Origin of the sequence: Acinetobacter stercoris (assembly GCF_900323515.1) — a bacterium.
Lineage (GTDB): Bacteria > Pseudomonadota > Gammaproteobacteria > Pseudomonadales > Moraxellaceae > Acinetobacter > Acinetobacter stercoris.
In genome coordinates, this window is the sequence record NZ_OOGT01000038.1 from 1 (window position 1) to 25667 (window position 25667).

A 25667-nucleotide genomic window follows, 5' to 3' on the forward strand; every position below is an offset into this window, starting at 1 on the left:
GTTTAAATATTGTGATTTATTTAACGTAAATATATCTTTTATTTTAAACCGAGCAATTTGATTGGTTTTAAAATAATAAAATAATATTTAAATGAATTTTATTTTTATTTTAAATGCGATCTTTATTTTTGATTAAAACAGGAATGCAAGTTTTGAAGATGGCCTGGAAGTTGATGAGTAAAATAAAAAATTAGACAATTGATGAATTATTTTTTATTGCTAATTATTGATTGTTAAGTAGTTTTTCTAAGTGTTGAATCAAATTGTCTACATCATCACTTTGAAGTTGTTCACGCATTTTTAAAATCTGTTTTTCATCCAGATCATATAATTTTAGAGCAAGAAGTTTATGGATTTTACTTTCTTCGAAACGGTACTTGATAATTTGTGCAGGGATGCCTGCAACTATCGCATAAGGTGGAACATCTTTGGTGACCACTGAGCCAGCAGCCACTACAGCTCCTTCACCTAAATGTACCCCTTGCATGATCATGGCACGACTACCAATCCAGCAGGCATCATCAATGATTGTGTCACCAGCAGGAACAAAACTTCGGGTATCAAAAGGAAAAGTACAAATCCAGTCTGGGCGATGTAACTGGTTGCCACCCATCATGATTACACATTCAGCCCCAAAACTGACAAAATTACCGATATAAAGCTGGTCTATTGGTTTATCTTCAGTCGCTGGTTTTTCATGTAAATAACGCACGACACAACGTTCAAATCCCTGATCCCAATAGGCAGAATAGTAACTATAGTTTCCTTTGATGTGTATATTTGGATTTTTGACAGTTTTTGCTATAAATTCAAATTCACACCAGTGTTGAACAGGTGAGTTGATCAGTTTGGACATGGAAAACTAAATGCTAATTTTAATAGGGTGCTATTATAACTTGAATCAAGTTAAGGCAAACTTTTAACAGGCAAAATTTAAAAATAAAAAACCCCACAGTAAGTGGGGCTAATCGTGAAATATCCCTAATTAAAGATATTCTACACTAACCACTTCATATTCTACTTCACCTTGTGGAGTGACGATTTTTACATCATCGCCTTCATTTTTACCAAGTAATCCGCGTGCGATAGGTGAGTTAACTGAGATTTTATTGATTTTAAAATCTGCTTCATCATCACCAACGATTTTATAGGTTTTACGTTCTTCGGTATCTAAGTTTTCAATCGTTACAGTAACACCAAAAACAACACGACCATTTTGCTCTAGTGTATGAACATCAATGACCTGAGCTGCACCAAGTTTCCCCTCAATATCTTGAATGCGACCTTCACAGAATCCTTGTTGTTCACGAGCAGCATGATATTCAGCATTTTCTTTTAAATCACCATGTTCACGCGCTTCTGCAATTGCAGCAGTGATGCGTGGGCGTTCTACAGATTTTAAATGCTGTAATTCTTTCTCTAAGGCTTCTTTGCCTTCGGGAGTCATAGGATAACGTTGCATTGTTGTCCCTCAAGTTAAGTATTTAAAAAATACATGTCTATAAAATGAAAAAAGCCCGCCACCGATAGGTAGCGGGACTTATCGGTAAACGAATTAACCTATTGTTTGCAAATCTTGCAAGCGATATACATCCATTGGCAATTTAATTGCTAAAGCTTGGCAAACAGCTTCTGCACCATTTAAGGTTGTAGTGTAATACACTTTGCCTTGCAGTGCAGAGCGGCGGATTGAGAACGAATCCTGCTGTGCTTGTTTACCTTCAGTTGTATTGATAATGAGGTGAATTTCGCCATTTTTCAAGCGGTCGACAATATTAGGACGACCTTCTGTAACTTTATTCACACGTTCACATTCGATACCAGCTTCTTTGATTACATCATAAGTTCCGCCAGTTGCGATCACTTTGAAGCCTAAATCTGTTAACTGTTTAGCAATTGCAACTGCACGAGGCTTATCTGAATGACGCACAGACAAGAATGCATGTTTCACTTCACCTTCGGTAGGTAGACCAGGTAAGCGATCATTAGAGCCTAACACAGCTTTATAGAATGCTTCACCAAAAGTTGTACCCACACCCATCACTTCACCAGTGGATTTCATTTCTGGTCCAAGAATAGGATCTACACCAGGGAACTTGGCAAATGGGAATACAGCTTCTTTTACAGAGAAGTGCGACGGAATGATCTCTTTAGTGAATCCTTGAGATTCTAAAGACTGACCAGCCATACAGCGTGCTGCAACTTTTGCCAGAGATTCACCGATACATTTCGAAACGAATGGAACGGTACGTGATGCACGAGGGTTGACTTCGAGAATGTAAACATCATCACCTTTTACAGCAAACTGAACGTTCATCAAACCAACAACGCCAAGTTCTTTTGCCATAGCGACAGTTTGACGACGCATTTCATCCTGAATCTCTTGAGATAGAGAGTATGGAGGAATAGAACATGCAGAGTCACCTGAGTGAATACCCGCTTGTTCAATATGTTGCATGATTCCGCCGATAACAACATCTTTACCGTCAGATACGCAGTCTACGTCAACTTCTGTTGCATCATCGAGGAAATGGTCAAGAAGTACAGGTGCTTCATTTGATGCTTGTACAGCTTCACGCAAGTAACGTTTTAACTCTTCATCGTTATACACGATTTCCATCGCACGACCACCGAGAACATAAGATGGACGTACAACAAGAGGGTAACCAACTTTAGATGCTTCAGCCAGACCTTCTTCAGCAGATTTTACAATGCTGTTACTTGGTTGACGTAGATTCAATTTTTGAATCATTTGTTGGAAACGTTCACGGTCTTCTGCGCGGTCAATTGCATCTGGTGATGTACCAATAATTGGTGCACCAGCTTCTTCTAAGGCACGAGCCAACTTAAGCGGAGTTTGACCACCGTATTGAACAATAATACCTTTCGGTTTTTCATTACGAACGATTTCAAGTACATCTTCAAGTGTAATTGGTTCGAAGTACAAGCGGTCAGAAGTATCATAGTCGGTAGAAACCGTTTCAGGGTTACAGTTAACCATGATCGTTTCATAACCGTCATCACGCATTGCAAGAGCGGCATGTACACAGCAGTAATCAAATTCGATACCTTGACCGATACGGTTAGGACCACCACCGATGACCATGATCTTGTCTTTATCTGATGGATTCGACTCACATTCTTCATCGTAAGTTGAATACATATAAGCTGTATCTGATTCAAACTCAGCAGCACATGTATCTACACGTTTGTAAACTGGATATACACCCAGATTCCAACGGTGTTTACGGAATTGTTTTTGTGAAATACCCATCAAGTTCGCAATACGAAGATCAGATAAACCTTTGCGTTTAAACGAACGGATATTGTCAGCATCAAGATCACCAAAACCCAGAGTCTTGATCTGTTCTTCAGTTTTGATAATGTCTTCGATCTGGATCAGGAACCAGCGATCGATTTTGGTCGCTTCGAAAACTTCGTCCAGTGTAAAACCATGACGGAATGCATCAGCAACATACCAGATACGATCAGGTCCTGGAACTTTAAGTTCAACCAGAATCTTTTCTTTGGCATTTTCAGTACCAGCTTCGATTTTTTCATCAAAGCCACACACACCAACTTCAAGACCACGAAGTGCTTTCTGTACTGACTCTTGGAAGTTACGGCCAATTGCCATCACTTCACCTACAGACTTCATCTGTGTGGTTAATACAGGCTCTGCTTGCGGGAATTTCTCGAAGTTAAAACGAGGGATTTTAGTGACAACATAGTCAATCGATGGTTCAAAAGATGCAGGAGTTACACCACCAGTGATGTCATTTTTAAGTTCATCAAGGGTATAACCTACTGCAAGTTTCGCTGCAACTTTGGCAATTGGAAAACCTGTTGCTTTAGATGCAAGTGCAGATGAACGAGACACACGAGGGTTCATCTCAATGACAACCATACGGCCATCTTTCGGATTAATACCAAACTGAACGTTTGAACCACCAGTCTCAACACCAATTTCACGTAATACAGCTAAAGAGGCATTACGCATGATTTGGTATTCTTTGTCTGTCAACGTCTGAGCAGGAGCTACAGTGATTGAGTCACCTGTATGCACACCCATTGGGTCAAAGTTTTCAATCGCACAGACAATGATACAGTTGTCGTTTTTATCACGAACGACTTCCATCTCGTACTCTTTCCAGCCAATCAATGATTCATCGATAAGAAGCTGATGAGTAGGGGAAAGATCAAAGCCACGCTCACAAATTTCAAGGAATTCTTCCTTGTTATAAGCAATACCACCACCTGAACCACCCATAGTAAATGATGGGCGAATGATCACAGGGAAACCAAAACGTGCTTGAATTTCAAGTGCATGTTCCATGCTTTCTGCAACATCAGCACGAGGACATTCAAGACCGATTTTACGCATTGCGATATCGAAAAGTTTGCGGTCTTCGGCTTTTTCAATCGCTTCTTTAGTCGCACCAATCAATTCAACATTGTATTTTTCTAAAATACCATTGGCATCTAATGCAAGTGCGCAGTTCAATGCAGTTTGACCACCCATTGTAGGGAGGACAGCATCTGGACGTTCTTTTTCAATGATTTGAGCAACAGTTTGCCAAGTGATTGGTTCGATATACGTTGCGTCAGCCATAGCAGGGTCAGTCATAATGGTGGCTGGGTTAGAGTTCACCAAAATAACACGGTAGCCTTCTTCACGAAGTGCCTTACATGCTTGAGCACCTGAATAGTCGAACTCACATGCTTGACCAATGACAATCGGACCTGCACCAATAATTAAGATGCTTTTAATATCCGTACGTTTAGGCATTATCTCGCTCCTTAATTATTTCTGTGATGCTTCAATGAGTTCGATGAAATGATCGAACAATGGGGCGCAGTCATGAGGACCAGGACTGGCTTCAGGGTGTCCCTGAAAGCTAAATGCTGGTTTATCTGTGCGGTGAATTCCTTGAAGCGTGCCATCAAACAGTGATTTATGCGTTGCCTTGATATTTGCAGGGAGAGTTTCTGCATCTACAGCAAATCCATGGTTTTGTGAAGTAATCATCACAGTACCATCTTCAATGTTTTGAACAGGATGGTTGGCGCCATGGTGACCATGACCCATTTTTACTGTTTGAGCACCAGAAGCGAGTGCCAAAATTTGATGACCTAAACAGATACCAAATACAGGTAAGTCCGTTGTTTCTACAATTGTTTTTACAGCTTGGATAGCATAATCACATGCTGCCGGATCACCAGGACCATTTGACAAGAAAACGCCATCTGGATTGAGTGCCAATACTTTTTCAGCAGGAGTCTGGGCAGGAACAACGGTGAGTTTACAACCACGATCAGCAAGCATACGTAAGATGTTGGTTTTGACACCATAATCGTAAGCGACAACATGATATTTAAACTCTGGTTTGCTAAAGCCTTTACCAAGTTCCCATGAGCCTTCAGTCCATTCAAAACCTGCTGGATCACAGCAGACTTTTGCAAGATCTAAACCATTTAAGCCACCGAAAGCACGTGCTTTAGCTAAAGCTTCTTCTTCAGTAATATTTTCACCAGCAAGGATGCAACCATTTTGAGCACCTTTGTCGCGGAGAATTCGTGTTAATTTACGTGTATCGATATCCGCAATAGCAACAACATTATGTTCTTTTAAATAGTCGCCTAAAGATTGCGTTGATCGGAAATTGCTGTGTAGTAAAGGTAAATCACGGATGATTAAACCGTTTGCCCAAACTTTATGAATACGACCTGACTCAGAGTCTTCTTCATTACAACCTGTATTACCAATATGTGGGTAAGTTAAAGTCACAAGTTGTTGTGCATAACTCGGGTCAGTCAAAATTTCTTGATAGCCTGTCATGGCAGTGTTAAAAACGACTTCACCAGTCGTACTTCCCGAAGCGCCGATAGAAGTACCTTTAAAAATAGTACCATCGGCAAGGGCTAAAATGGCGGGGGTGCTCAAACCAAAGCTCCTGAATTTTTGGCTGTAAAAAAGCGAGTAGACGAAAAAAAAGGAAGGCTATTTTTTAACCCACCCTCCTTGTGTCTGCTCGCTTAACTTAACAGCGCATTATACGCATGAAGTGTTTAAAAGTCCACGCTAAAAACAAAGAATAAGTAAGAATATTCCCTTGCTTTTTTATTGTTTTTCTGTTTTGCATTACAAATTTATCTAGCGAATAATATTCTCATTGTCAGACAATTATTGTGTTTAAAAAATAAGCTAAAATATATAGTGGTCATATAACAATATGAGTTATAAACAGGGGAATGGAAATGACTAAAAATCTAGAAGAAACTGCTGATAAATCCAGTCTTAAAAATATTGTGCATGAACATAAAGAGTCATTAACACAAGTAACGCTTCAGGCTGAAGAAAAAATCAAAATGGCGGTGTCAGAAACTAGTGAATCTTTACAGCAAGAGGTAAAAAGTTTTCTAGGCGTCGTGCAGGAACAGATCAAACATTTTCATGATGACGTGCATGAGCAAGTTGACGTGATCAGGGAGAAATTGTCGAGCTCTAAAGATACTTTGTTAGAGTTAAAAGATAACTTGCTGAATGAGCTTAAACATACGGTTGATGAATTAAGTAAAATAGGAAAAGATATCAAAGTAGAAGTGGATTCTATTTCTGCAAAATCTAAAGAGCATTTTTCCGAGTCATACCATAGAGTTAAGGAAAATACATCGGAAGCGGTAGATAAACTGAAACAGAAAGTGGATGAAAAAAATTAAATATTTTGTATGATTTTTAACCAGGTGCAATCTTATTTTGAATGGTTAAAAACAAAGAAAAGGGGCGTAATATACGCCCCTTTTTTCGATTTTAAATTTTAGAATTTGTAACCGATTTTCAAACCATAAGCGATTGCATTATTATCAGAAAAATCTGCCACATATTCACTGCCACCAGCTTGAGCACCTGTTTGCGCTTTAGCATCACCTAGCCAGAAGTATTTCACACCGCCAGCAATAAAGTAGTTTGGCGCAGGGCTGTATTGAACACCTAAACCAACATTCCAGTAACCTTCAGTCGGACCAAGTGTCGTTACAGGATTACCAGCACCAGAATCCCAACCTACAGAGACATTACCTGCCCATTTTTCAGTGAGTTTACGTCCTACACCTGCTGTAATATTCCATTGGTCATCAGAGTATTGAACAAGATTAAAACCATTAGGACGACCAATCAAACCACCAATTGCTTCAGAAACTTTTCCAAATTTATGTGGTTGGATAGAAAAGTCTTTCCAGTTTACCCAACGAACATTTGCGAAAGCAACGGTATCTGCCATGATTCCTGTTTGGAAGTCAAGGTTGACAGATTGTGGGGTTGTGATGGTTGTTTTACCAGTGCTATTCATCGCTGCGATTTTATCAGGACTAACATCTAAACCGCCTAAAACGGTATTTAATGCTGGAAAACCCATTAAAGATAAATCTTCTTTAATATTTACTTTATGATCAATTTCAGAACGATAAGTTAATGATGCTTTAAGTGCAATTTCTGGAATCTGGTATGCAACACCTGCGAGCCAGCCCCATCCTTCAGTTTCTTTGATACTGGCATCGTAACCATTGTATAGACTGTATGCCTGACCACGTAAGCTGACATTCCCGCGAATAGTTTGGTACGCGGCACCTGCATAAATATTCCAGTTTTTAGTTGGTTGATAACCAAAAACTGCTGAGATATTTTGTGTATCTACTTTTACTTTAGTGTTGCCTTCTCCAAGAAAACCTTTTGCTGCATTTAAGGCCCCATTAAGTTGTTGAAATTGTGGACTTTGAATTACCTGTTGTTTTGCCACTGCTAATGTTTGATCATTAATGGGTAGACCTTGTGCAGTTAAAGCTTCTTTTGCTTTTTTAGTCACAATGCCATCTATTGCACCTTGAGATAAAATCGCATCCGAACCAGGATGAGAAACAAAAACGTTATCGCCTGTATATTCAGCTTTTGCACCGAAAGGTTGGTCATATAAAAGACCGAATGAGAAATGTTCAGTAGGTTGAATCTTAAGTGCTGCAGATGGGAAATAATAGTCATCTGCCATATCCGAAATACTTCTACGAGTTTCAGAAGTTCCAGCCTCTTTACCTGATACGTCTGGATCTAATATTGATAGTCCAGCTTCAAAATAGTTACCAGGTTGCAAGAACGCTGACATTGATTGCCCAGAACGATCCATAGCTGCTGCGAATACGTTTGTGCTAGGCAGTATTGCAATAATGATAGCTGTACTCAGTGTTTTTAATTTCATTCTTATCTGTCCCTGTGTAAACAAGAATATATGTGCATTGGTCTTAGGTTTATTGACACGTGAAGCATAGGGTTTACATAATGAAACCTAATATAACTTCATGTCACAAAATAGCACATTAAAAATAAGAGTAAATACTCTAAAAGTTTAATAAACGATTTTTCATTTTAAGTACAACTGTATATTTAATGATAAAAAACATTAAATTAGCATAATGTGAGAAAGTTAATTGAAAAAAATAGGGGTTTTTAGGGCTTTTTCTATCATTTGAGAGTGAAAATTTTTGTAAATTTTATTTTTCTAATAATTCAAAATAATTGTTTAAAACTATCATTGATATTGAATTATTCATGTTCTTATTCTTTTGAGAGAATTGGTTGTAATTTAATCTTATTTTCTATTGATGTTAAAGTTTTTTATCTTTTTCTTAAATCATAAAATTTGAGAGAAGTATGGGGTACACAGAGACAAAGAACCAAAAGAGTGGTTTTCAGTTGCCGATTATTGATTTGGCTCAGTTTCGTCAAGAAAAATCACAACAGGATTTTTTAAAAAAATTACAGCACATCGCACGGGAAATTGGTTTTTTTTATTTGGTTGGTCATGGCATTTCTAAGACCAGAATAGCTGAAATTGAACAACTAAGTCGCCAGTTTTTTGCGCTTGACCAGTCTAAAAAAGACGCTTTATCGATGCATTATTCTCCACATTTTCGTGGCTATACAAAGTTAAATGAAGAGTTGACACGTAATCAACCTGATTTTAGAGAACAGATTGATATTGGGGCTGATCTTCAACCTGTTGAATTTAATGAATCTACACCACTTTGGCTGAGATTACAGGGACCAAACATATGGCCAGAGAATTGGGAAGCATTTAGGCAGATTACTACAGCTTGGCAAAAAGATTTAAGAGCAGTTGCCATAGAATTATTACATGCCCTGATGTTGGCTTTAGAGCAGCCACAAGATGTGCTTGATTTATTTGTAAATGGTATTCCGAATGAGTTGCTAAAACTGATTCACTATCCTGTAGTTGCTAGTAAAAATGCATCAAGACAAGGCGTTGGTGCTCATAAGGACTCAGGAATACTGACTTTATTATTACAAGATCGGGTAGGGGGGTTACAAGTATTACATCAAGATCAGTGGATTGATATTCCTTATGTAGAAGATGCTTTCATCATTAATATTGGTGAAATATTGGAATTGGCAACGAATGGTTATCTGGTTGCGAATACGCATCGTGTTATATCACCTGATCGGGGTATAGACCGATATTCTATTGCCTATTTTATTACCCCTAATCTATATGCAGGTGAAATCCCAATACTGGCTTTACCAGAACATCTACAAAAACTGGCATCAGGACCAGAAAGTGATCCACTCAATCCTTTATTACGGAATGCTGGGGAAAATACCATTAAAAGCAGATTGCGTTCACATTTAGCTGTAACGGAAAAGTTTTATCCCGATCAATATGCTGAAATCATTAGCCAACAACAAAAACAACAAGAGGTGATTGAGTAATGTATATATTTAAAAAGATATTAATGCTTTTTTTAGTTTTTATTCTTGTTGCATGTGCAAATCAAAATGAAAATAAGCACAATGAAAAGACTTTAAAGCAAAAAACAAAGCATATCGTATTAGGTTCAATGGGGGCAGATGCTGATATCTGGAGGTTTATTGCAAAATCACAGGCTGCACAAGATGCAGGTCTGGATATTGAAGTTAAAAATATCACGGATGGTATTGCATTGAATCTGGCAACAGCAGAGAAAAAAATCGATGTCAATGCATTCCAGTCATGGGCTTATTTAAAGACTTTTAATCAAAAGCATGGTGATAGTTTGCGTGCGATAGCTACAACGTATCTGGAACCAATGGGATTATATTCAAAAAAATATAAAGATTTACGGCAGTTACCACTAAAGGCAGTTATCGCAATTCCAAATGATACAGCAAATACTTCAAGGGCATTATTACTTTTAGAACAAGCAGAATTAATCAAATTAAAGGACAGCTTTGACCATGTTACTGGTAGTGTTCAAGACATTATCAGTAATCCCAAACAGTTTCAGATTAAGCAGGTACAAGGGGCGACAACTCCACGTGTACTTACAGATGTTGACTTGGCAGCGATAGGAAATACCAATGCACTTGAGAGTGGATTAAATGTACTTGAAGATGCACTGGTTTACGAAAAAACCAATAGTAAGACCATGAATAATATTAATATTCTGGTTGTAAGCAAAGATCGGGAAAACGATATTGAATTGCAGAAACTTGCAACATTATATCATCAGCCGGAAGTTATTGATTATATTAAAAAACATTTCGGAGGGACGAAACTAGATGTAAATCAGGAGATTTCATCTCTAAATTGATTTTTTATCCTGCTGCATGTTGCTTAAATAATCTCAAATACAGCCAGTAAAACTGGGGGTATTATTTTTTATGTTTTACAATTATTTACTTGGTTTAAGGTGGTGGTGAGATCCATTTTAAATATGAATAAAACTTATGGGATTGGTAATGCTGATGGGCTAACTTTTAAAATTCCTTTATCCCCTCCTTTTTAAGGGGAGGGATCAGGAAGGTACCTTTAACATAGCTTCAAGTTAGCTTCTTTAAAAAGCTAGAGGGGGAATATTGATAATTGAATTTTGTTAACTAATATTTAAATGCTTTTGTAAAACGCTATGTCTATGTTTAAACACTTTTTTGATAAACCACACAACTAATGGTTTTGCGAAGTGTGGTTCAAATGTTAATTCATCTACAAGCAGTAATTTGTTTGTTGTATGAGAGGGGATGATGCTACGTATATGTTGCCAATTTTTCATTGAACCCATCGGGGAGTTTTCTATAAAACCTTGTTCAGGTTCTAATTTGACTAAAGTCATGTCTGAATAATCAATGGGTAAAAAACCAAATAAAAAGATATAGCTTCTGAACAGTTTTTTTCCAGCCTCTGGTTGTAAGTCATTTATTGATCGAATATTTTTAGGTGCAGTCATACGAAAATAGGGTGATATTTCTTTGGAGATCCCTTCGACAGAAGTAATCCATTGCCATATTTGTTGTCGGCTTGCACTTAGTTCAGATTGGTAACGTAGTGATATTGAGTTGTCCATATTTATTTTCTCTCAATCATTAATTCTATGATTTATTTTTTATTTTATGATCATTAAAATCAAAAAAATTAGTTTAAGATTTGTTTTAGATCCTCAATCACAGCTTGGTTGGTCAGATTATTGGCTTGCATCCAGTGATCGTTAAAAACAGTATGAATGTATTTTTCGCCACCATCGCAAATGAGTATCACAATAGTTGTTGCCTGATCGACTGTTTTACTGGTTTGTAATGCTTGATAGATTACACCACCTGCAGAACCACCGATAAAAATACCATAATTTTTTGCCAGATATCTTGCAGTCTCGAAAGCTTGGGTATCGGTGACCTTAAGCCCACGATCAATAATTTCATAGTCGACCAGATCACCGATTTCTGCATCGGCAGGCGTACCTGTACCAGACTGGAAATAGTGTGAACCCTGACCACCAAATATAATAGAACCCTCGGGTTCTACACCTATGACGTTGAGCTGAGGAATGGTTCTTTTTAATGCACGTGCAGTTCCACAAAGTGATCCACCAGTACCTACAGCACCGAATAGATAGTGAATATTATCTTGAAGTATATAGGTTAATTCATCGGCGAGTTGAGAGTAAGCGTTAGCATTGGCCGGATTGTTATGCTGTTCTGTCCAGTATGCTCCATGTTCTTTAGAGATATTTTCTGCTGCCAGATCCCGATCTGCTGTTGCTATCAGACCATCATCATTGCCTACATAATGCAGTTCAGCGCCGAGTGCCTGCATCGCATAAAGTTTGTCTGCACTTGCATGTTTGTCAACGACTGCCGTGAAGCGATAACCCCGTTCAGCAGCGATTAATGCTAGTCCTAAACCAGTATTTCCTGAGGTTGATTCAACAATCCAGCCGCCTGGCTTTAATTTTCCCTCAGCTTCTGCTTCTTCAATCATCTGGCGTGCCATACGAACCTTTGCTGTTCCAGTAGGATTAAACTGTTCCATTTTTAACAAGATACGTGCATTTTTATTTCTGGTCGGCAGGGCTAGCAAAGGGGTGTTTCCGATCAGTTGAGAAATTTTAGATTTAATGGATGGGATATTTTGTTGAATATTCATTTTAGTTCTCCATTTATTTTAGTTGAGGTCTGGATAAGCCGTATATTCCTAGAATCAGGAAAATGATGCTGAGAAGTGTTAATGGTAAAAGCTCTGAAACAGAAACGGTTGATGCTTTTGGTTCTGGTTGAAATTCAGGTCTTTTTTGAAAATCTGCGTAGTAGAACGGGGTTTCGTTGAATAGATAGTGATAGTAGAAATTTCTAATGCTCTGGTGATACTTGATAATCTGATCCTGATAATCCAGCTGTGAGAGCAAGTCAGTATTTGCAAAACGATGCAGAGTTGTCTGGGCAGAAACACCAGGTAAAAACCATCCTAAACGGTTAGTCCATTGTTGGCGTTTTAATAAACCTTGACGATAAGCCTGAAAGTCTCGCTCAACGCTTTCATCACCAAGTTGATGAAAAGCAAAATACCATTTCCAGTGAAATGTTGGAGGTAAGGGAGCTGTATCTTTCCATTCAGGGTGATGAATAAAAAATTGTTGCATAGTTATTTCACGTGGAATTTCCCAAGCGGAATGAATGGTTTGTCTTTGAGTGAGCATCAAGTCAACCCCTTGAGCAACGGGAACCTTTCGTGTAATTACCAGATTGGACAATGTTGGTAAAATAAGGGTAAGCATCACCCACAAGCTGACCAGTGTTGTTGCATTGGTGACTGAATGCCAACCTCGGCTGATAATCCACAAGCTTAGACCAAACCAGAACGCCATATATAAAAGCGTAATCGCAATAAAACCCAGTAAGGTCGACAAAGATACGGATAAATATATTGCACCTATAATTAATGGTGTAACTAAGGCAAAAAACACCAGAAGGTAGCGCAGGGCTGCTTTTAGAGTCCAGCTTCTCGCACCAAATCGTGGTAATGAGCCGAGTAAACGTAGCCTCCCTGATTGTTTTTCACTGGAAATCAAATCATGTAATAATGCAATGATAAAAAGTGGTGAAAGATAAATCAGAACAAAGGCAAAATCGAAGCGACCAGGTAAAGTTAGTTCAGGGTTGAAACTTTCCCCTTCGTATAACTGGGCTTGTAGACCTAATGCCCGAATTCTGAGTACATAGGGTGCGACATCTCGTAACCCTAGTGCTGCAAATGCTTCAGCTGGAGGTGCATCCCATGTATAGAAGAATGTATAGTAAGCGGCGTCGCCAGCTTCTCCACCATTTTTTTCTTTCTTGAACCTTTCAGCGAGCAAGGCGACATCTTGTTCATGTAAAGGCTCCAGAGATTCGATGGTATGCTGCTGTTTATGAAGTTCCTTTATACCTAAACCAATAGACAATGTGGAAATGCAGAATAAAAAAACAAGAGTAACAAGCGACAGACGAGAGCGGAAAATAAGCTTTAATTCTGAAAGGATAAGATTCATTTTATTTTCCTCTCAATGATATTGCTGGCTGGTTTGATTAAAAGTAGAAGTAAAATGAACCATAAAAAAAGCATAAGAAAAGGCATGCCCATATGATGGATGCGTTCGGAGGCTGTACTGGGCAAATAATTAAACTCTGGAAATTGTTGCCAATGGCTTTTATCAATACGATTTTCTTTACTTTCATCAGAATCATCTGCATATGTGATCAATTCGGTTTCAAAGCAGTTCAGTCCCTGTACCAATCGGTAACGATAGCTTTCTCCCTCAGCAAGAAAATTATTGAAGTTGTTTAGATCTGATGCGGAGGCTGCCATAGATAAACGTCTAAGTGCCAATACAGGAGTGGTTATAGACCACAGATCTATACGATGGTTTTGCTTATTTTGCTGCTGAACTAACTCATCACGATATTTATTGAATAATTCGGTGGTCATGCGTTCTCCTTCTTCCATCAGGAGACCTTTATAATTTACTGGTAAATCTTCAACTCTGGATACTCCATATTTTTTCAGAACCTTATTTTTGAAATCGGTAAAATAAGGATCATTTTCATCATGACTATCGCCAAGTTCGGCTAGATCTTTCTCTACAGCAATTTGTGTTTCCAGATTGCTCCGTAGTGGAATTTGTGAGTTGACAACATCTGGAATAAAGCGTGGTAACAAGATGACTTGTAACGTCCAGATCGCAAGAAGTCCCAGTAATGCATCACGGTTATTACTTAAAAATGATGAAACTAATGTAATGCCTAATGCCCAGATGAGAAGCCAGATGAAATACGCCGTAATCAATAACCATGTCAGCGGAAAAGAAACAGATTGAGTAAGAGAAATCCAGAGTAATGCTATGACAGCAGGAGAAATAATCAGTATCGAAATCCCTGCCAGAGCAATAAATTTACCTAAAAATATACTTGAGCCACTAACACCTTGGCTTAACATCAGCCGTAAAGTACCTGATTGTCGTTCTCGGGAAATAGTTGCATAACCAATAAAGATTAGTAGAAGGGGAGCTAAAATTTGTAAAACAAATGCAGGACTTAGCTGACCAAAGCGAATCAGCAGAGAAGACTGTCTAACATCACTAAAGTTTGCAGTGTTTTGTCTGTGTGCTTCTAAAAAGAGAGTATGTCCTGTATAGCTGTCGATTCCGGTATCAAAGGTTGAAAGAGGTTCGACTGGACGAAAAAGAAAATGACCAAAATGTGCAACACGATGCGGGTGACGGTCAGGTTGTGACTCAAACTCATGATTTGCTTCATTTTGATAATAAAAACGTTCATCATTGACTGTTTTTCGATATTCATTGGCACTCAGCACAGAAATAAATAGCAATGCGATTAACATCAAGATGGAGACTAAAGCGACTTTGTTTCGCCACATAAATAGCCATTCATCTTTGGCTATCGTTTTTACAGTGGAAAACTTCATCATGAATTTGCCCACCCTGTGTAACGTTGATACAAGTTTTTGATATCAAAACGGGGCATATCATTTACTGCGAGGATTTCCTCTGCCAGTTTTCCATTTGCGATAAAACCGATTCGATCAGCAATTTCAGTGGCACTAAAAAGATCATGAGTAACCATTAAGATTGCAACATTTTGATTTCTTAAAGTTTTAAGTAAATGATTAAACTCATTTGCAGCTTTAGGATCTAATCCAGAGGTGGGTTCATCAAGTAACAATACGGGAACTTTACGAATTAACGCCAGTCCGATAACGACTTTCTGGCGCATTCCTTTAGAAAATCCTGTAACCCGCTTGTCTATGGCTTCTTCTTGCAAACCAGCCTTGATGAGCGATCGGGTTATTTCTTCAGTACTGGCATGCTGACCTGAAAGTTCCAGAAAATAACGGATATTTTCAATAGCGCTTAAATGTTCATATAGCGCCACACTTTCAGGGATATATGCAATATGTTGTAATGCTTCGATACGGGAAGATACAACATCAACCTGATTGACAAGTACCTGACCGGAACTGGGCTGGATAAATCCTAAAAACAGGCTTAAAGTTGTGGTTTTTCCTGCACCATTGACTCCTAAAAGCGCATATATTTCTCCTGAATGTATTGTCAGGTTTAAGTCTTTTAATATGGTTCTATTCTTATAGCCAGCACTGACATTGATTGCTTCTAATAAAATCCTTTGTGATGTGTCGTTGCTTGTCTTTGTATTCTCTAGATTTTCGATATGAGACGGCATCTTAGAGACTCCTATCAATTTATAAAATTTACTGGATATGGAAGTTATTTATCATTTATATGTAAATGATTATTATTTGGTATTGTATGTGTTATGTTATAACATAGCTAAAAGTGGATTAACTGATGTTATAACGTTGCAATATGTAAAGATCATTAATTAATCAGGTTATCTGGGTTTTGATGATTTGTAGATGATTGGAATTACAGTCATAAAATTAATTTAAATTATTAATAAACAATAACTTATAATTATTTGGACAATGCTATGAACAAACAGAGAATAGCTGGGAAAACACGATTCAAGCTAAGTGTATTGGCTAGTATGTTACCAATATTTAGTGCATTTCCCGCTTATGCAGAAGATCAACAAGTAAATTCAGATCAGCAGCATGCATTACCTACGATTACATATACCGCTGAACCGTTAAATAAAGTGAGTGAAGTCAATGTGGGTGCATTTGGTTCTAAAGACTTCCTGGAAGTTCCAATCGCAATTCAAAGCTATGATGCTGAGGATATCAAAGATCGTGCTGCCCGAACGGTCTATGATGTTTTGCAAAATGATGCATCAATTTCGAATGCATCATATGGAAACAGTTTCGATAATTTCCGTTTGCGTGGTTTCGCAATGGATAATTTTAATACGATTCGTCGTGATGGGTTAACTTTGGCTGCTCATCATGATTATGGGCTGGAAAATATTGAACGTATAGACGTGCTTAAAGGACCATCGGGTTTTTTATACGGTCTGAACTCTCCAGGTGGAACGATCAATTACATTATTAAACGACCAACCAAAGATCCATTTACTCAAATAACGCTGCAAGGTTCATCTTTAGAACAGCGTTATATCGCTCTAGATGATAGTCACTCGACTCAGGATGGTCGTTTTGGTTATCGTTTCAATGCTGCCTATGATAAACGCGGAAACTTTGATCATGCATCAGATCTCTCTAGAAAATTTATTGGTTTAGCAACAGATTTTCGACTTAATGATCGGGCTTTATTGCAATTAAATTTTGACTGGTCTGAAAAATCAGTAATTGCCGATCCATTGTTAGTAGCAGATCAAAGTGGTAGAACCAATCCAAATGATCCCTCAACTTATCTTTTACCACCCAAGATTGATCGCCGAGATTTGTTAACTGGCTCATGGTTTAGACATAAAACAGAAGCCTTTAATACAGATGCAAAATTTCAGTTTGATTTGAGTGATAACTGGAAATCTATTATGCAAGCCAATTATTCACGAGTAGAGCGTAATGGTGGATACCAGGATTTAAAAAATATTAAGCAGAATGGAGATATAGGACAAGCCGCCTATAGTGTGTCTCGTGGTGAGATATTTACAGCATATTCACTGCAATCCTATCTGGCAGGAAAGATAGAAACGGGTGTTTTGCAACATGATCTATTTTTTGGTGCTGCATATAAACGGCATGGTGATAAAAGCCCATTCTGGGATGATGTTGGAGGAGAGGGAACAAATCCGTATGATTATTCTGTAGGGAATATTTTAAGACCAGTGCAGCCGCCATTTTATGATTTTGGCCCTAAAAAACCTCAAGATTTTAATTCTAAAATTACTGAAACTTCCATTTTTGCAAGTGATCTGGTCTCTATTAATGAATATTTGCAAGTGCTACTGGGCGGGCGCTATGTTTGGTACCGTTCAAAAAATCAGTCAGCTACAGATATTCCCCAGAGTGAGAATACATTTGTTCCTGCTGCGAGTTTAATGTTTAGACCCACTACCAATATTTTGACTTATGTCAGTTATTCAAAAGGTTTTGAACGTGGAGGTAATGCTCCATTTAGCGCAAATAATGCAAATCAACCTATGGGAACGATCAAATCAGAACAATTTGAAATTGGTTTAAAAACCAAGCTGACAGATCGTTTGAATTTAGGCTTTGCTGCGTTTGATATCCGTAGAGATGCGAATTATCTGAATTTATCAAATGATTATGTGAAAGATGGGGAATATAAGCATAGAGGCGTAGAGTTGGAGTTAACTGGTAAAGTAACGAATGACTTAACTCTACTGGCAAATCTGGCATATCTGGATACTGAGTTAAATAAGGTAACAGATCTAAGTACATTGGGTAAACGTAGTGAAGGAACACCGAAGTGGAAAGGCTACCTAAATGCAAATTATCGTTTACCGGTTTTACCAGAGCTTTCCATCGACGCTGCTTACAGCTATGTTTCGAACCGCGCAGTAAATGCTCAGAATGATGGCTTTATTCCCAGCTATAGTTTGATTGATGCTGGTCTAAAATATGACGCTAATATACAAAAGACTCCTGTAACTTTCCGCCTGCTAGGTAAGAACCTTTTTAATAAATATTATTATTCAAGTGCTGTGGATTCCGGTTTAGCGATTGGTCAACCTCGTGAAGTTGTCTTTTCAGCCGAAGTCAAATTTTAGGTGGGACGTTAAAAATGCAACATTTAAATGCATTAAGGCATCCCTTGGTTGAAAGAATTTTGTCCCATTATCCAGATGAAATCTTTCAGTTGATTCGGGGAATAGGATCACCATTACATCTGGTTTTCCCAAAAATTTTTGTTGAAAATATACAGCGCTTTAAAAAAGTACTGTCTGATGCAGAAGTGGATTCAACTGTATTATTTGCCAAAAAATCCAATAAAGCGGATTGCTTTATTCAGACTTGTCGAGAACAGGAAATCGGTGTTGATGTTGCAAGTATTGGTGAATTAAGTAAAACACTTAGCTTAGGCATTAGAGGTGATTCGATCGGTGTATCTGGTCCTGAAAAAGATTTAGCTTTACTTCAACTCGCCGTGCAGCATGAGTGCCTGATTGCTATTGACTCTCTGAGTGAGTTAAACAAACTATTATATTTGACTGAACATTCGCATAAAAAATGCAGAATTTTATGTCGAGTTGTTATTCCCGAATATGAAAAAACTCGTTTTGGATTGAGCCCAGCTGAGTTAGAGCAATTGTTTAAAATCTGTTTATCTCATTCAACACGGATAGAATTGTTCGGATTTTCGTTTCATCTTTCTGGATATGATATTGGTGCTAGAGCTCGTGCAGCCAATTTTTTAATTGAATATTGTTTAAAGGCCCGACAACTGGGTTTAACCTCATGCCATTGTGTGGATATTGGTGGAGGCTTTCCAGTCCAGTATGTAGAACAACAGGCATGGGATGATTTTCAACGTTATGATATTGCTAAACATTATCATGCAGAAAAACATTTTAAAGATTTTTATCCTTATGCAAGTCCTTGTACTGGTGCAGATAGTCTAAAAGCGATTTTAGAGTTCGATGTTGAATCCGGAATATCTCTGAAACAAAAGCTGAAACATCACCATCTTCATTTGATTATTGAGCCAGGACGAGCCTTATTAGATCAGGCTGGATTGAGTGCATTTCGGATTCAGGGCATAAAAAACAAAAAGTTGGAAAAAGAACAGTATGCCATCTTAACAGTGGAAGGGAGCAGTTTTAGTCTCTCAGAACAGTGGTTTAATACCGAGTTTTTGCCTGATCCCGTTCTCCTCACCAGAAAGCCTTTAACTCAGAAAGAGTTTATTGCCTGTATTGCAGGTGCTAGTTGTTTGGAAGTTGATATGCTGAGTTGGCGAAAGATCAGATTTCAACAAATAGCAAGTTTAGGCGATTTGTGCATTTATTTAAATACAGCAGGTTACCAGATGGATTCTAATGAGTCTTCATTTCACGAATCAAAGATTCCTCTCAAAGTTGTAGTTGAATTAAATAATGAAAAGTTTGATTGGCATATCGATGATCAGACGCGCCATGTCCAGGATATGAATTTTATAAATAAAATAGAGAGTGTCATAAAATGAATCGACAAGAAGAAAATAAACAAGATTTTGTAGATGAAGAAAAATCAAAGGGATTATTGATTTTGTCACAGCAAAGTTTAGATGCTTTACCGATAAATCTTGAAGATATTTTGGTCGTAGTGCAGTCTGCTTTTATAGGACTTAGGCAAGGTTCAGATAACCCTCAAAAAACAATCATACAACCAGTTGATCAACGCTCAATTTCTTATTCAATGGTCGGTAGTGACAGTACCAGTCAAACGGTTGGTTTTAAAGTGGTATATGAGTTTGATCCGCTACGTAAGCTTGATAGCTACAACTTTCATTCTTTTATTTTCTTGTGTGATGATAAAACTGGTCAACCGATTGCATTAATGGATGTTGTCAAACTTGGGCCTTTACGGACTTCAGCAACATCAGCACTTATGGCAAAAGCAGCTTGCCCTGATGCAAGAACCGCTTTAGTTGTTGGAACAGGTATACAGGGTCAAATGGCTTTCCCGATGCTTGTGACTGCGATGCCTCATTTAGAAAAATTACAGATATTTGGTCATTACACTGAAGGTATTCAGGTCGCCAGAGATAATTTGAGACGTTATTTCCCAGATCGGGATATAGAGGTTGTGTCATCGCTAGAGCAAGCCGCAAATGATGCTGACATCATACTTGGTGTTGCAGGTGCTTCTGCCAGACAACAAGTCAGGCATGCATGGATGAAGCCCAATAGTGTTGCTGTGCTTGTTGGTTATGGTGTAGATGCCGATGTGTTTCAGCAGGCTAACTGTTTAATTACAACAGATATTGAACAAATGAAAGTAACTTGTGGTGACTTGCTTGGAACTGATCAACTTTTACCAGAGGTACATGCGGAATTGCCTGATATTTTGCTTGGTCGCAAAACAGCAAGGAAAACGACAGACGATATTGTTTTTGCCTATAACAGTGGAATGGTGGTTACAGATATTGCACTAGGACGTTATCTGGTAGAACAGGTACAAAAAAATCCTGAACTTGGGCAGAGGGTAAAATTATGGTAAATCAACCGAATAACTTTGCATCAAGTTGGCGTAAAGATATTTATCCAATTATCTGGCTGGCATTACCGTTGATTTTAACCAATTTTGCTTACGTCGCTTTGACCACAATTGATATTCTGGTTTTAGGTTCACTCGGGGTGAAAGAAATTGCAGCAGGTGGTTTGGCTATTGCTTTATTCAATCAGTTGCGTACGACAGGAACGGGGCTGGTGACAGGTGTCAGTAACTTGGTCGCTGAAGCCAATATACGTCAGGACAGACAAGAGATACAGTCTTTATTGGTCAGTGGATTGTTTTGGGCAACATTATCAAGTCTGGTGTTTTGTATTATTATTTTTCTTCTCAAGAAACCGTTACTTTGGCTAGGGCAAGATGCTGAGATAGTTTCTCTAACAGTACATTTTTTAATAGTAATGGCACCTGGAATGTTCCCATGTCTGTGGTTTCAGACTCTGAGACATTTTACAGTCGGGTTGAAGTATCCAGGACCTTTACTGGCAATTACCATTATTTCTATTTTTCTGACACTATTTTTTAATTTTGCTTTCGTTTTTGGAAAATTTGGATTTCCAGCTTTAGGATTTCTCGGTGTTGCATTGACAACCAGCATCGTTTTTTTCTTATCTTTTCTGATGTTTTTAATCGTTGTTTTAAAAAACAGGGTGTTATCCGAATATTTTATATTTGAAAAAATAAAATTTGATGTAAATGCAATTCGTTCGGTTTGGAAGCTGGGTTTACCTATAGCAGGAACATATGCATCAGAAGCTGGGTTTTTTAGTGTACTGACTTTATTAATCGGAACATTGGGGGTAAATGCCTTAGCTGCCCAAACAGTTATTAACCAGATCATTTATATCGTTTTTATGATATCGGCAGGGATTTCACATGCATCTTCAATTTTAATCAGTGAAGCTTATAGTGTGAAAGATTATGTACGTGCTAAACGTTTGGGATATACAGGATTAAGTATTGGATGTATCTGTATGTTTTTCATTGCTATACCTTATCTTCTTATCCCAGAACAAATTATCCAGATTTTCTCTTCGTCGGATAAGTCATCAGATACAGGATTCTTTACCATCATGGTCACTGGTCTTGCGATTGCTTCCTTGTTACAAGTATTTGATTCTATGCAGAATATTGGGAATGGTATTTTGAGGGGAATTGGTGATACTGTCAGTCCTTTTAAACTCTCAATTATTGGTTATTGGCTGGTTGGTCTGCCTGCTGCTTACATACTTGGCAAAGTTTTGCCATTTAATATTTATGGTGTCTGGTATGGTTTGATGATTGGTTTGGCATTTACTTCTTTGTTATTGATCTACGCATTTAATAAACGCCTTAAATCGCTGTCTGTTCAAACAGCAGATAGATGAGTTAGGAGTATGTGAAATATGATGAGTGTAAACAATGATGTTGATACATTACTTAGGAAAGAGATCCATCATTTGCCGAATTATGATTCTGGGCTTGAGCCTGAGAAACTCAAAACAAGGTTTAATCTGGAAAATATTATTAAACTTTCAACGAATGAAAATCCTTTAGGAATATCGCCTAAAGTTCTCGATTATCTGAATGATCATGTAAATGTTTTAGGACAATATCCAGATCCAGAAAGTAAGGTGCTTAAGCAAAAACTAGCCGAGAAGTTGGGTGTCAAAACCGCGCAGATAGTAATCGGGAATGGTTCTGAAAATATTCTGGAAATGTTATGTCAGACTTTTCTAAATCAAGGTGATCAGGTGATTACACAGTCACCTTGCTTTGGTTTATATGAAATATTTCCACTTATGATGGGAGCCAAAATTCATAAAGTTTTAAATGATGATTCATTTAAAGTCGATCTGGATACATGGTTATATGCCCTGAAACAGTTTACCCCGGTAAAAATGCTTTTGCTAAGCAATCCCTCCAATCCAGCAGGGAATATTTTTTCTCAAACTCAGTTACTGCAACTTATACAGACTTTATCAGACGATACTTTACTCGTACTTGATGAAGCGTATTATGAATATGCAGTTGCCAATGACGCTTATCCTGCCGACAGTATTTCTCTTTTACAAGAGCATGCTGGATGTCCATGGATTGTACTTAGAACTTTTTCTAAAGCCTATGCTTTAGCTGGATTAAGAGTTGGATATGGTATCGCTTCAGATCTAAAAATAATCGAGGCTTTAAATAAGGTCAGAACTCCATATAACATCAATTTCCTGGCTCAAAAAGCGGCAGAGGCTGCAATGGACGATGCAGATTTTTTACAAAAAAGTGTTAAACATGTATTACATGAGCGTGAAAAACTGCAGTCGAGCTTAAGCAGGCAACGGGTTTTTTATGTGCCATCTGATGCCAATTTTCTTTTTATAAAAACCAATAAACTGGCAACAGAGATTTCTGGCGAATTGAATAAAAATGGAATAATCGTGAAGCCCTGGAAAGAGCGAGGTTATGAAAACTATATGCGGGTTTCTATTGGCTTGGAAAAGGAAAACAAAATATTTGAGGAAACCTTTTTTAGAATAATAAATATGCTATAGGTTTTGATATTATTTAATTTATTTTGATTCTCTGAGTTAATTATTTAAGAAGTAGAAAATATTAATATCACAGCTACTTCTTAAATTGAAATTTATTATTTATTTAGCCATCTCCATAGTGTCGTACGGCTGATACCAAGTAATGTTGCTGCCTGTAAATGATTGCCATTAGCCATTTTTAATGCAGCAGTTGCCTTATCAAATTGAGTTTTCAAATTTTCAAAAGGTGCTTTCGGAGATGTATGTGGATGAAGAATATTTGCTGGTAACGTCTGGTCAGCGTCATCCGATATTGAATGTTTTGTAAAAATGTCAGGTAATTCTTCATATAGCAGGTTTTGATCAATAGGTGTGGCAAGTGTTGGTAAAAGAATGGCTACTCGTTTTGCAACACTTTCTAGTTCACGGATATTACCTGGCCACAGGTATTGATTTAAAATACTTGAAAGCAGATGCTGAATCTCATCCAAAACAGCATGATTTTTAAAATTTTTAGTTAAGCTGGATTTGAGAAAATTATTAAAAAGCAATGCGATATCATTTTTTCGCTCCCTTAGTGGAGGAAGCCTGAGTTCCAGAGTATTTAAGCGATAGTATAAATCCTGTCTAAACTGTTTAAGTGCAACAAGGTCTTTTAAAGGTTGATGTGTAGCGGCAATAACACGTATATCAATCGGGATAGGTGTATTCGAACCTAATCTGGTAATTGCCCTTTCTTGTAAAACACGTAGTAAACGGGTTTGTAAGGATAAAGGCATATCACCAATTTCATCAAGGAAGAGCGTTCCTTTGTGTGCGGACTCGATTAAACCGCGTCTTCCTCCACGCTTTGAACCTGTAAATGCACCATCATCATGACCAAATAATTCACTTTCGATCAGTGTTTCAGGAAATGCTGCGCAATTAATGGCAATAAATGGCTGATTTGCACGATGACTTTCATTATGTATGGCTTGTGCAAAAAGCTCTTTGCCTGTACCACTTTCACCCATAATAAGGATATCAAATTCTGATTTTGAGTAACGTTTGGCTTTATTTATGGTATTTTTAAGTGCAACACTATCACCTTGAATAGTGCCAAAATGATGTCTTGCAGTAAATTGTCTTTTACGTTCAAACATTCTCAGTTTGGTGTCTGCAGTATAAATTGTCCCGGCATCATGCAGAGTGATGGCCGCACCAACGATTTGTCCATTTTCAAAAATAGCGGCTTTATGACTGACCCAATCTCGATTATCCAGTTGTAAGACTGAAGAGGGGATTTCATCTTCCGTATGATGTTGTAGAACATCTTTTAAGGATAATTCGGGTTGTACTTCAGATAGTGTTCTCCCACGAAGATCATGACTTTCCACAGAAAGTATCTTTTTCATGGCGTGATTGATAGCAATAATTTTTTCTTGACTGTTTACTGCGACTACAGCTTCGGGCAAGGTCTGCAAGACACTATTTAACTGCTCAAATCTGGTCTGTTCTAGATGAGCTACTCGTCCAACCTCTAAAGCCTGATCTAAAGCGATACGTATACTTTCTAAAGAATAGGTGAGTATGGCTTTCATGGCAGCCTTTTGAGCCAGTTCAACGATAATACTCGAACCCAAAACGACTTCTACACCTTTATCTTTAAGCTTTTGAATACATGCTTGTGCTTCACGTGGTGTTTTATAATGATACTGAGTTAGGTTTAATAACAATAAACTTTTTAAATCATCGAGCGAAGGTATGGCATCACCATAAGTAATAACACCAACATTTGGACTGATTTCTTTCGCCTTGATCAGCGCCTTCATCAAGTCATAACCAGAGACATCAATACTTACAACAGGTGTTTGAATACCATCACGTAATATACTTGCATTTGACCCCGCACTTAAAAATACATCTACATTGGCAGCGCTGATCCGTTCATTTGCAAGGCTGAGTACTTGCTCAAAACTTGCATCTATAGTTTCTATTTGAGCTCGAAAGGCATACTCCTCAATGATCGGTTTGGAAAAAGTTCTCAGTAAATGATGGCTCATAAAACAGATACGAGGCATATAATTATTTTTACTGTTTATATTTTGCATGGTGGTCATGTGTACTCTTCGTTAAATATAGATCCGTCTATATCTTGAATAATAAAATTTAAAGAGATGTCCAGATGTATTTGAGTATGATTAAGCTCAGCTATTTAGGGTAGCTATCGATTACATTTCATAGAATCCATTTT

19 protein-coding genes are annotated in these 25667 nt (G+C 37.8%); 8 read left to right on the forward strand and 11 right to left on the reverse strand.

From position 1 onward, the window contains the following. Positions 1-223: 223 nt before the first annotated feature. The 4 genes from KPC_RS06100 to carA form a co-directional block, all read right to left on the reverse strand. Positions 224-856 carry a CatB-related O-acetyltransferase gene (locus KPC_RS06100; RefSeq protein WP_121973517.1) on the reverse strand — a complete coding sequence of 211 codons (633 nt, stop codon included), beginning with the start codon at positions 854-856 and terminating at the stop codon, positions 224-226. Positions 857-985: 129 nt separating this feature from the next. Continuing rightward, positions 986-1462 (reverse strand): transcription elongation factor GreA, encoded by a 477-nt coding sequence (gene greA, locus KPC_RS06105; protein ID WP_121973518.1) that lies wholly within the window; start codon positions 1460-1462, stop codon positions 986-988. Between the two features lie 93 nt (positions 1463-1555). Continuing rightward, the gene (carB, locus tag KPC_RS06110; protein ID WP_121973519.1) at positions 1556-4789 is read right to left on the reverse strand and encodes a carbamoyl-phosphate synthase large subunit; all 3234 of its coding nucleotides are present in this window, start codon (positions 4787-4789) and stop codon (positions 1556-1558) included. 15 nt (positions 4790-4804) lie between these two features. Next, complete coding sequence (gene carA, locus KPC_RS06115; protein ID WP_121973520.1) at positions 4805-5944, reverse strand: glutamine-hydrolyzing carbamoyl-phosphate synthase small subunit; 1140 nt, start codon at positions 5942-5944, stop codon at positions 4805-4807. A gap of 314 nt (positions 5945-6258) precedes the next feature. Between carA and KPC_RS06120 the strand changes: the two genes are divergently transcribed. Then, positions 6259-6720: a hypothetical protein gene (locus tag KPC_RS06120; RefSeq protein ID WP_121973521.1), complete on the forward strand. Its 462-nt coding sequence runs from the start codon at positions 6259-6261 to the stop codon at positions 6718-6720. Between the two features lie 98 nt (positions 6721-6818). Here KPC_RS06120 and KPC_RS06125 read toward each other — a convergent pair whose 3' ends face one another. Continuing rightward, a complete protein-coding gene (locus KPC_RS06125; protein WP_121973522.1) occupies positions 6819-8249 on the reverse strand; it encodes an OmpP1/FadL family transporter in 1431 nt (476 codons plus the stop codon). A 452-nt stretch (positions 8250-8701) separates the two neighbouring features. Here KPC_RS06125 and KPC_RS06130 point away from each other — a divergent pair, with 452 nt between their 5' ends. Continuing rightward, the gene (locus tag KPC_RS06130) at positions 8702-9778 is read left to right on the forward strand and encodes an isopenicillin N synthase family dioxygenase (RefSeq protein ID WP_121973523.1); all 1077 of its coding nucleotides are present in this window, start codon (positions 8702-8704) and stop codon (positions 9776-9778) included. Beyond that, the gene (locus KPC_RS06135; protein ID WP_121973524.1) at positions 9778-10638 is read left to right on the forward strand and encodes a MetQ/NlpA family ABC transporter substrate-binding protein; all 861 of its coding nucleotides are present in this window, start codon (positions 9778-9780) and stop codon (positions 10636-10638) included. Before KPC_RS06130 ends, KPC_RS06135 begins: the two co-directional genes overlap by 1 nt. 282 nt (positions 10639-10920) lie before the next feature. On the opposite strand, the gene KPC_RS06140 is transcribed toward KPC_RS06135, so the two are convergent. From KPC_RS06140 to KPC_RS06160, 5 genes are all read right to left on the reverse strand, one after another. Beyond that, positions 10921-11388 carry a hypothetical protein gene (locus KPC_RS06140; RefSeq protein ID WP_121973525.1) on the reverse strand — a complete coding sequence of 156 codons (468 nt, stop codon included), beginning with the start codon at positions 11386-11388 and terminating at the stop codon, positions 10921-10923. Positions 11389-11456: 68 nt separating this feature from the next. Beyond that, on the reverse strand, positions 11457-12464 hold the full coding sequence (locus KPC_RS06145) for a PLP-dependent cysteine synthase family protein (RefSeq protein ID WP_121973526.1): 1008 nt from the start codon (positions 12462-12464) through the stop codon (positions 11457-11459). Between the two features lie 13 nt (positions 12465-12477). Continuing rightward, the gene (locus KPC_RS06150) at positions 12478-13845 is read right to left on the reverse strand and encodes an ABC transporter permease (RefSeq protein ID WP_121973527.1); all 1368 of its coding nucleotides are present in this window, start codon (positions 13843-13845) and stop codon (positions 12478-12480) included. Further along, entirely contained in the window at positions 13842-15281 is a 1440-nt protein-coding gene (locus tag KPC_RS06155; RefSeq protein ID WP_121973528.1) for an ABC transporter permease, read from the reverse strand. The genes KPC_RS06150 and KPC_RS06155 overlap by 4 nt, the downstream gene beginning before the upstream one ends. Beyond that, positions 15278-16054: an ABC transporter ATP-binding protein gene (locus KPC_RS06160; RefSeq protein WP_121973529.1), complete on the reverse strand. Its 777-nt coding sequence runs from the start codon at positions 16052-16054 to the stop codon at positions 15278-15280. The genes KPC_RS06155 and KPC_RS06160 overlap by 4 nt, the downstream gene beginning before the upstream one ends. 267 nt (positions 16055-16321) lie before the next feature. On the opposite strand from KPC_RS06160, the gene KPC_RS06165 reads away from it, so the two are divergent. Genes KPC_RS06165 through hisC form a run of 5 tightly spaced genes read left to right on the forward strand, consistent with a single transcriptional unit; the run spans position 16322 to position 23455 of the window. After that, the gene (locus tag KPC_RS06165) at positions 16322-18487 is read left to right on the forward strand and encodes a TonB-dependent siderophore receptor (RefSeq protein WP_121973530.1); all 2166 of its coding nucleotides are present in this window, start codon (positions 16322-16324) and stop codon (positions 18485-18487) included. 14 nt (positions 18488-18501) lie between these two features. Then, positions 18502-19902 (forward strand): type III PLP-dependent enzyme domain-containing protein, encoded by a 1401-nt coding sequence (locus tag KPC_RS06170; protein ID WP_121973531.1) that lies wholly within the window; start codon positions 18502-18504, stop codon positions 19900-19902. After that, positions 19899-20918 (forward strand): ornithine cyclodeaminase, encoded by a 1020-nt coding sequence (locus tag KPC_RS06175; protein WP_121973532.1) that lies wholly within the window; start codon positions 19899-19901, stop codon positions 20916-20918. The genes KPC_RS06170 and KPC_RS06175 overlap by 4 nt, the downstream gene beginning before the upstream one ends. Continuing rightward, entirely contained in the window at positions 20912-22297 is a 1386-nt protein-coding gene (locus tag KPC_RS06180) for an MATE family efflux transporter (RefSeq protein ID WP_121973533.1), read from the forward strand. Before KPC_RS06175 ends, KPC_RS06180 begins: the two co-directional genes overlap by 7 nt. 18 nt (positions 22298-22315) lie before the next feature. Then, positions 22316-23455: a histidinol-phosphate transaminase gene (gene hisC / locus KPC_RS06185; protein WP_121973534.1), complete on the forward strand. Its 1140-nt coding sequence runs from the start codon at positions 22316-22318 to the stop codon at positions 23453-23455. 95 nt (positions 23456-23550) lie between these two features. Here hisC and prpR read toward each other — a convergent pair whose 3' ends face one another. Continuing rightward, positions 23551-25533: a propionate catabolism operon regulatory protein PrpR gene (prpR, locus tag KPC_RS06190; RefSeq protein ID WP_213065878.1), complete on the reverse strand. Its 1983-nt coding sequence runs from the start codon at positions 25531-25533 to the stop codon at positions 23551-23553. Between the last annotated feature and the right edge of the window lie 134 nt (positions 25534-25667).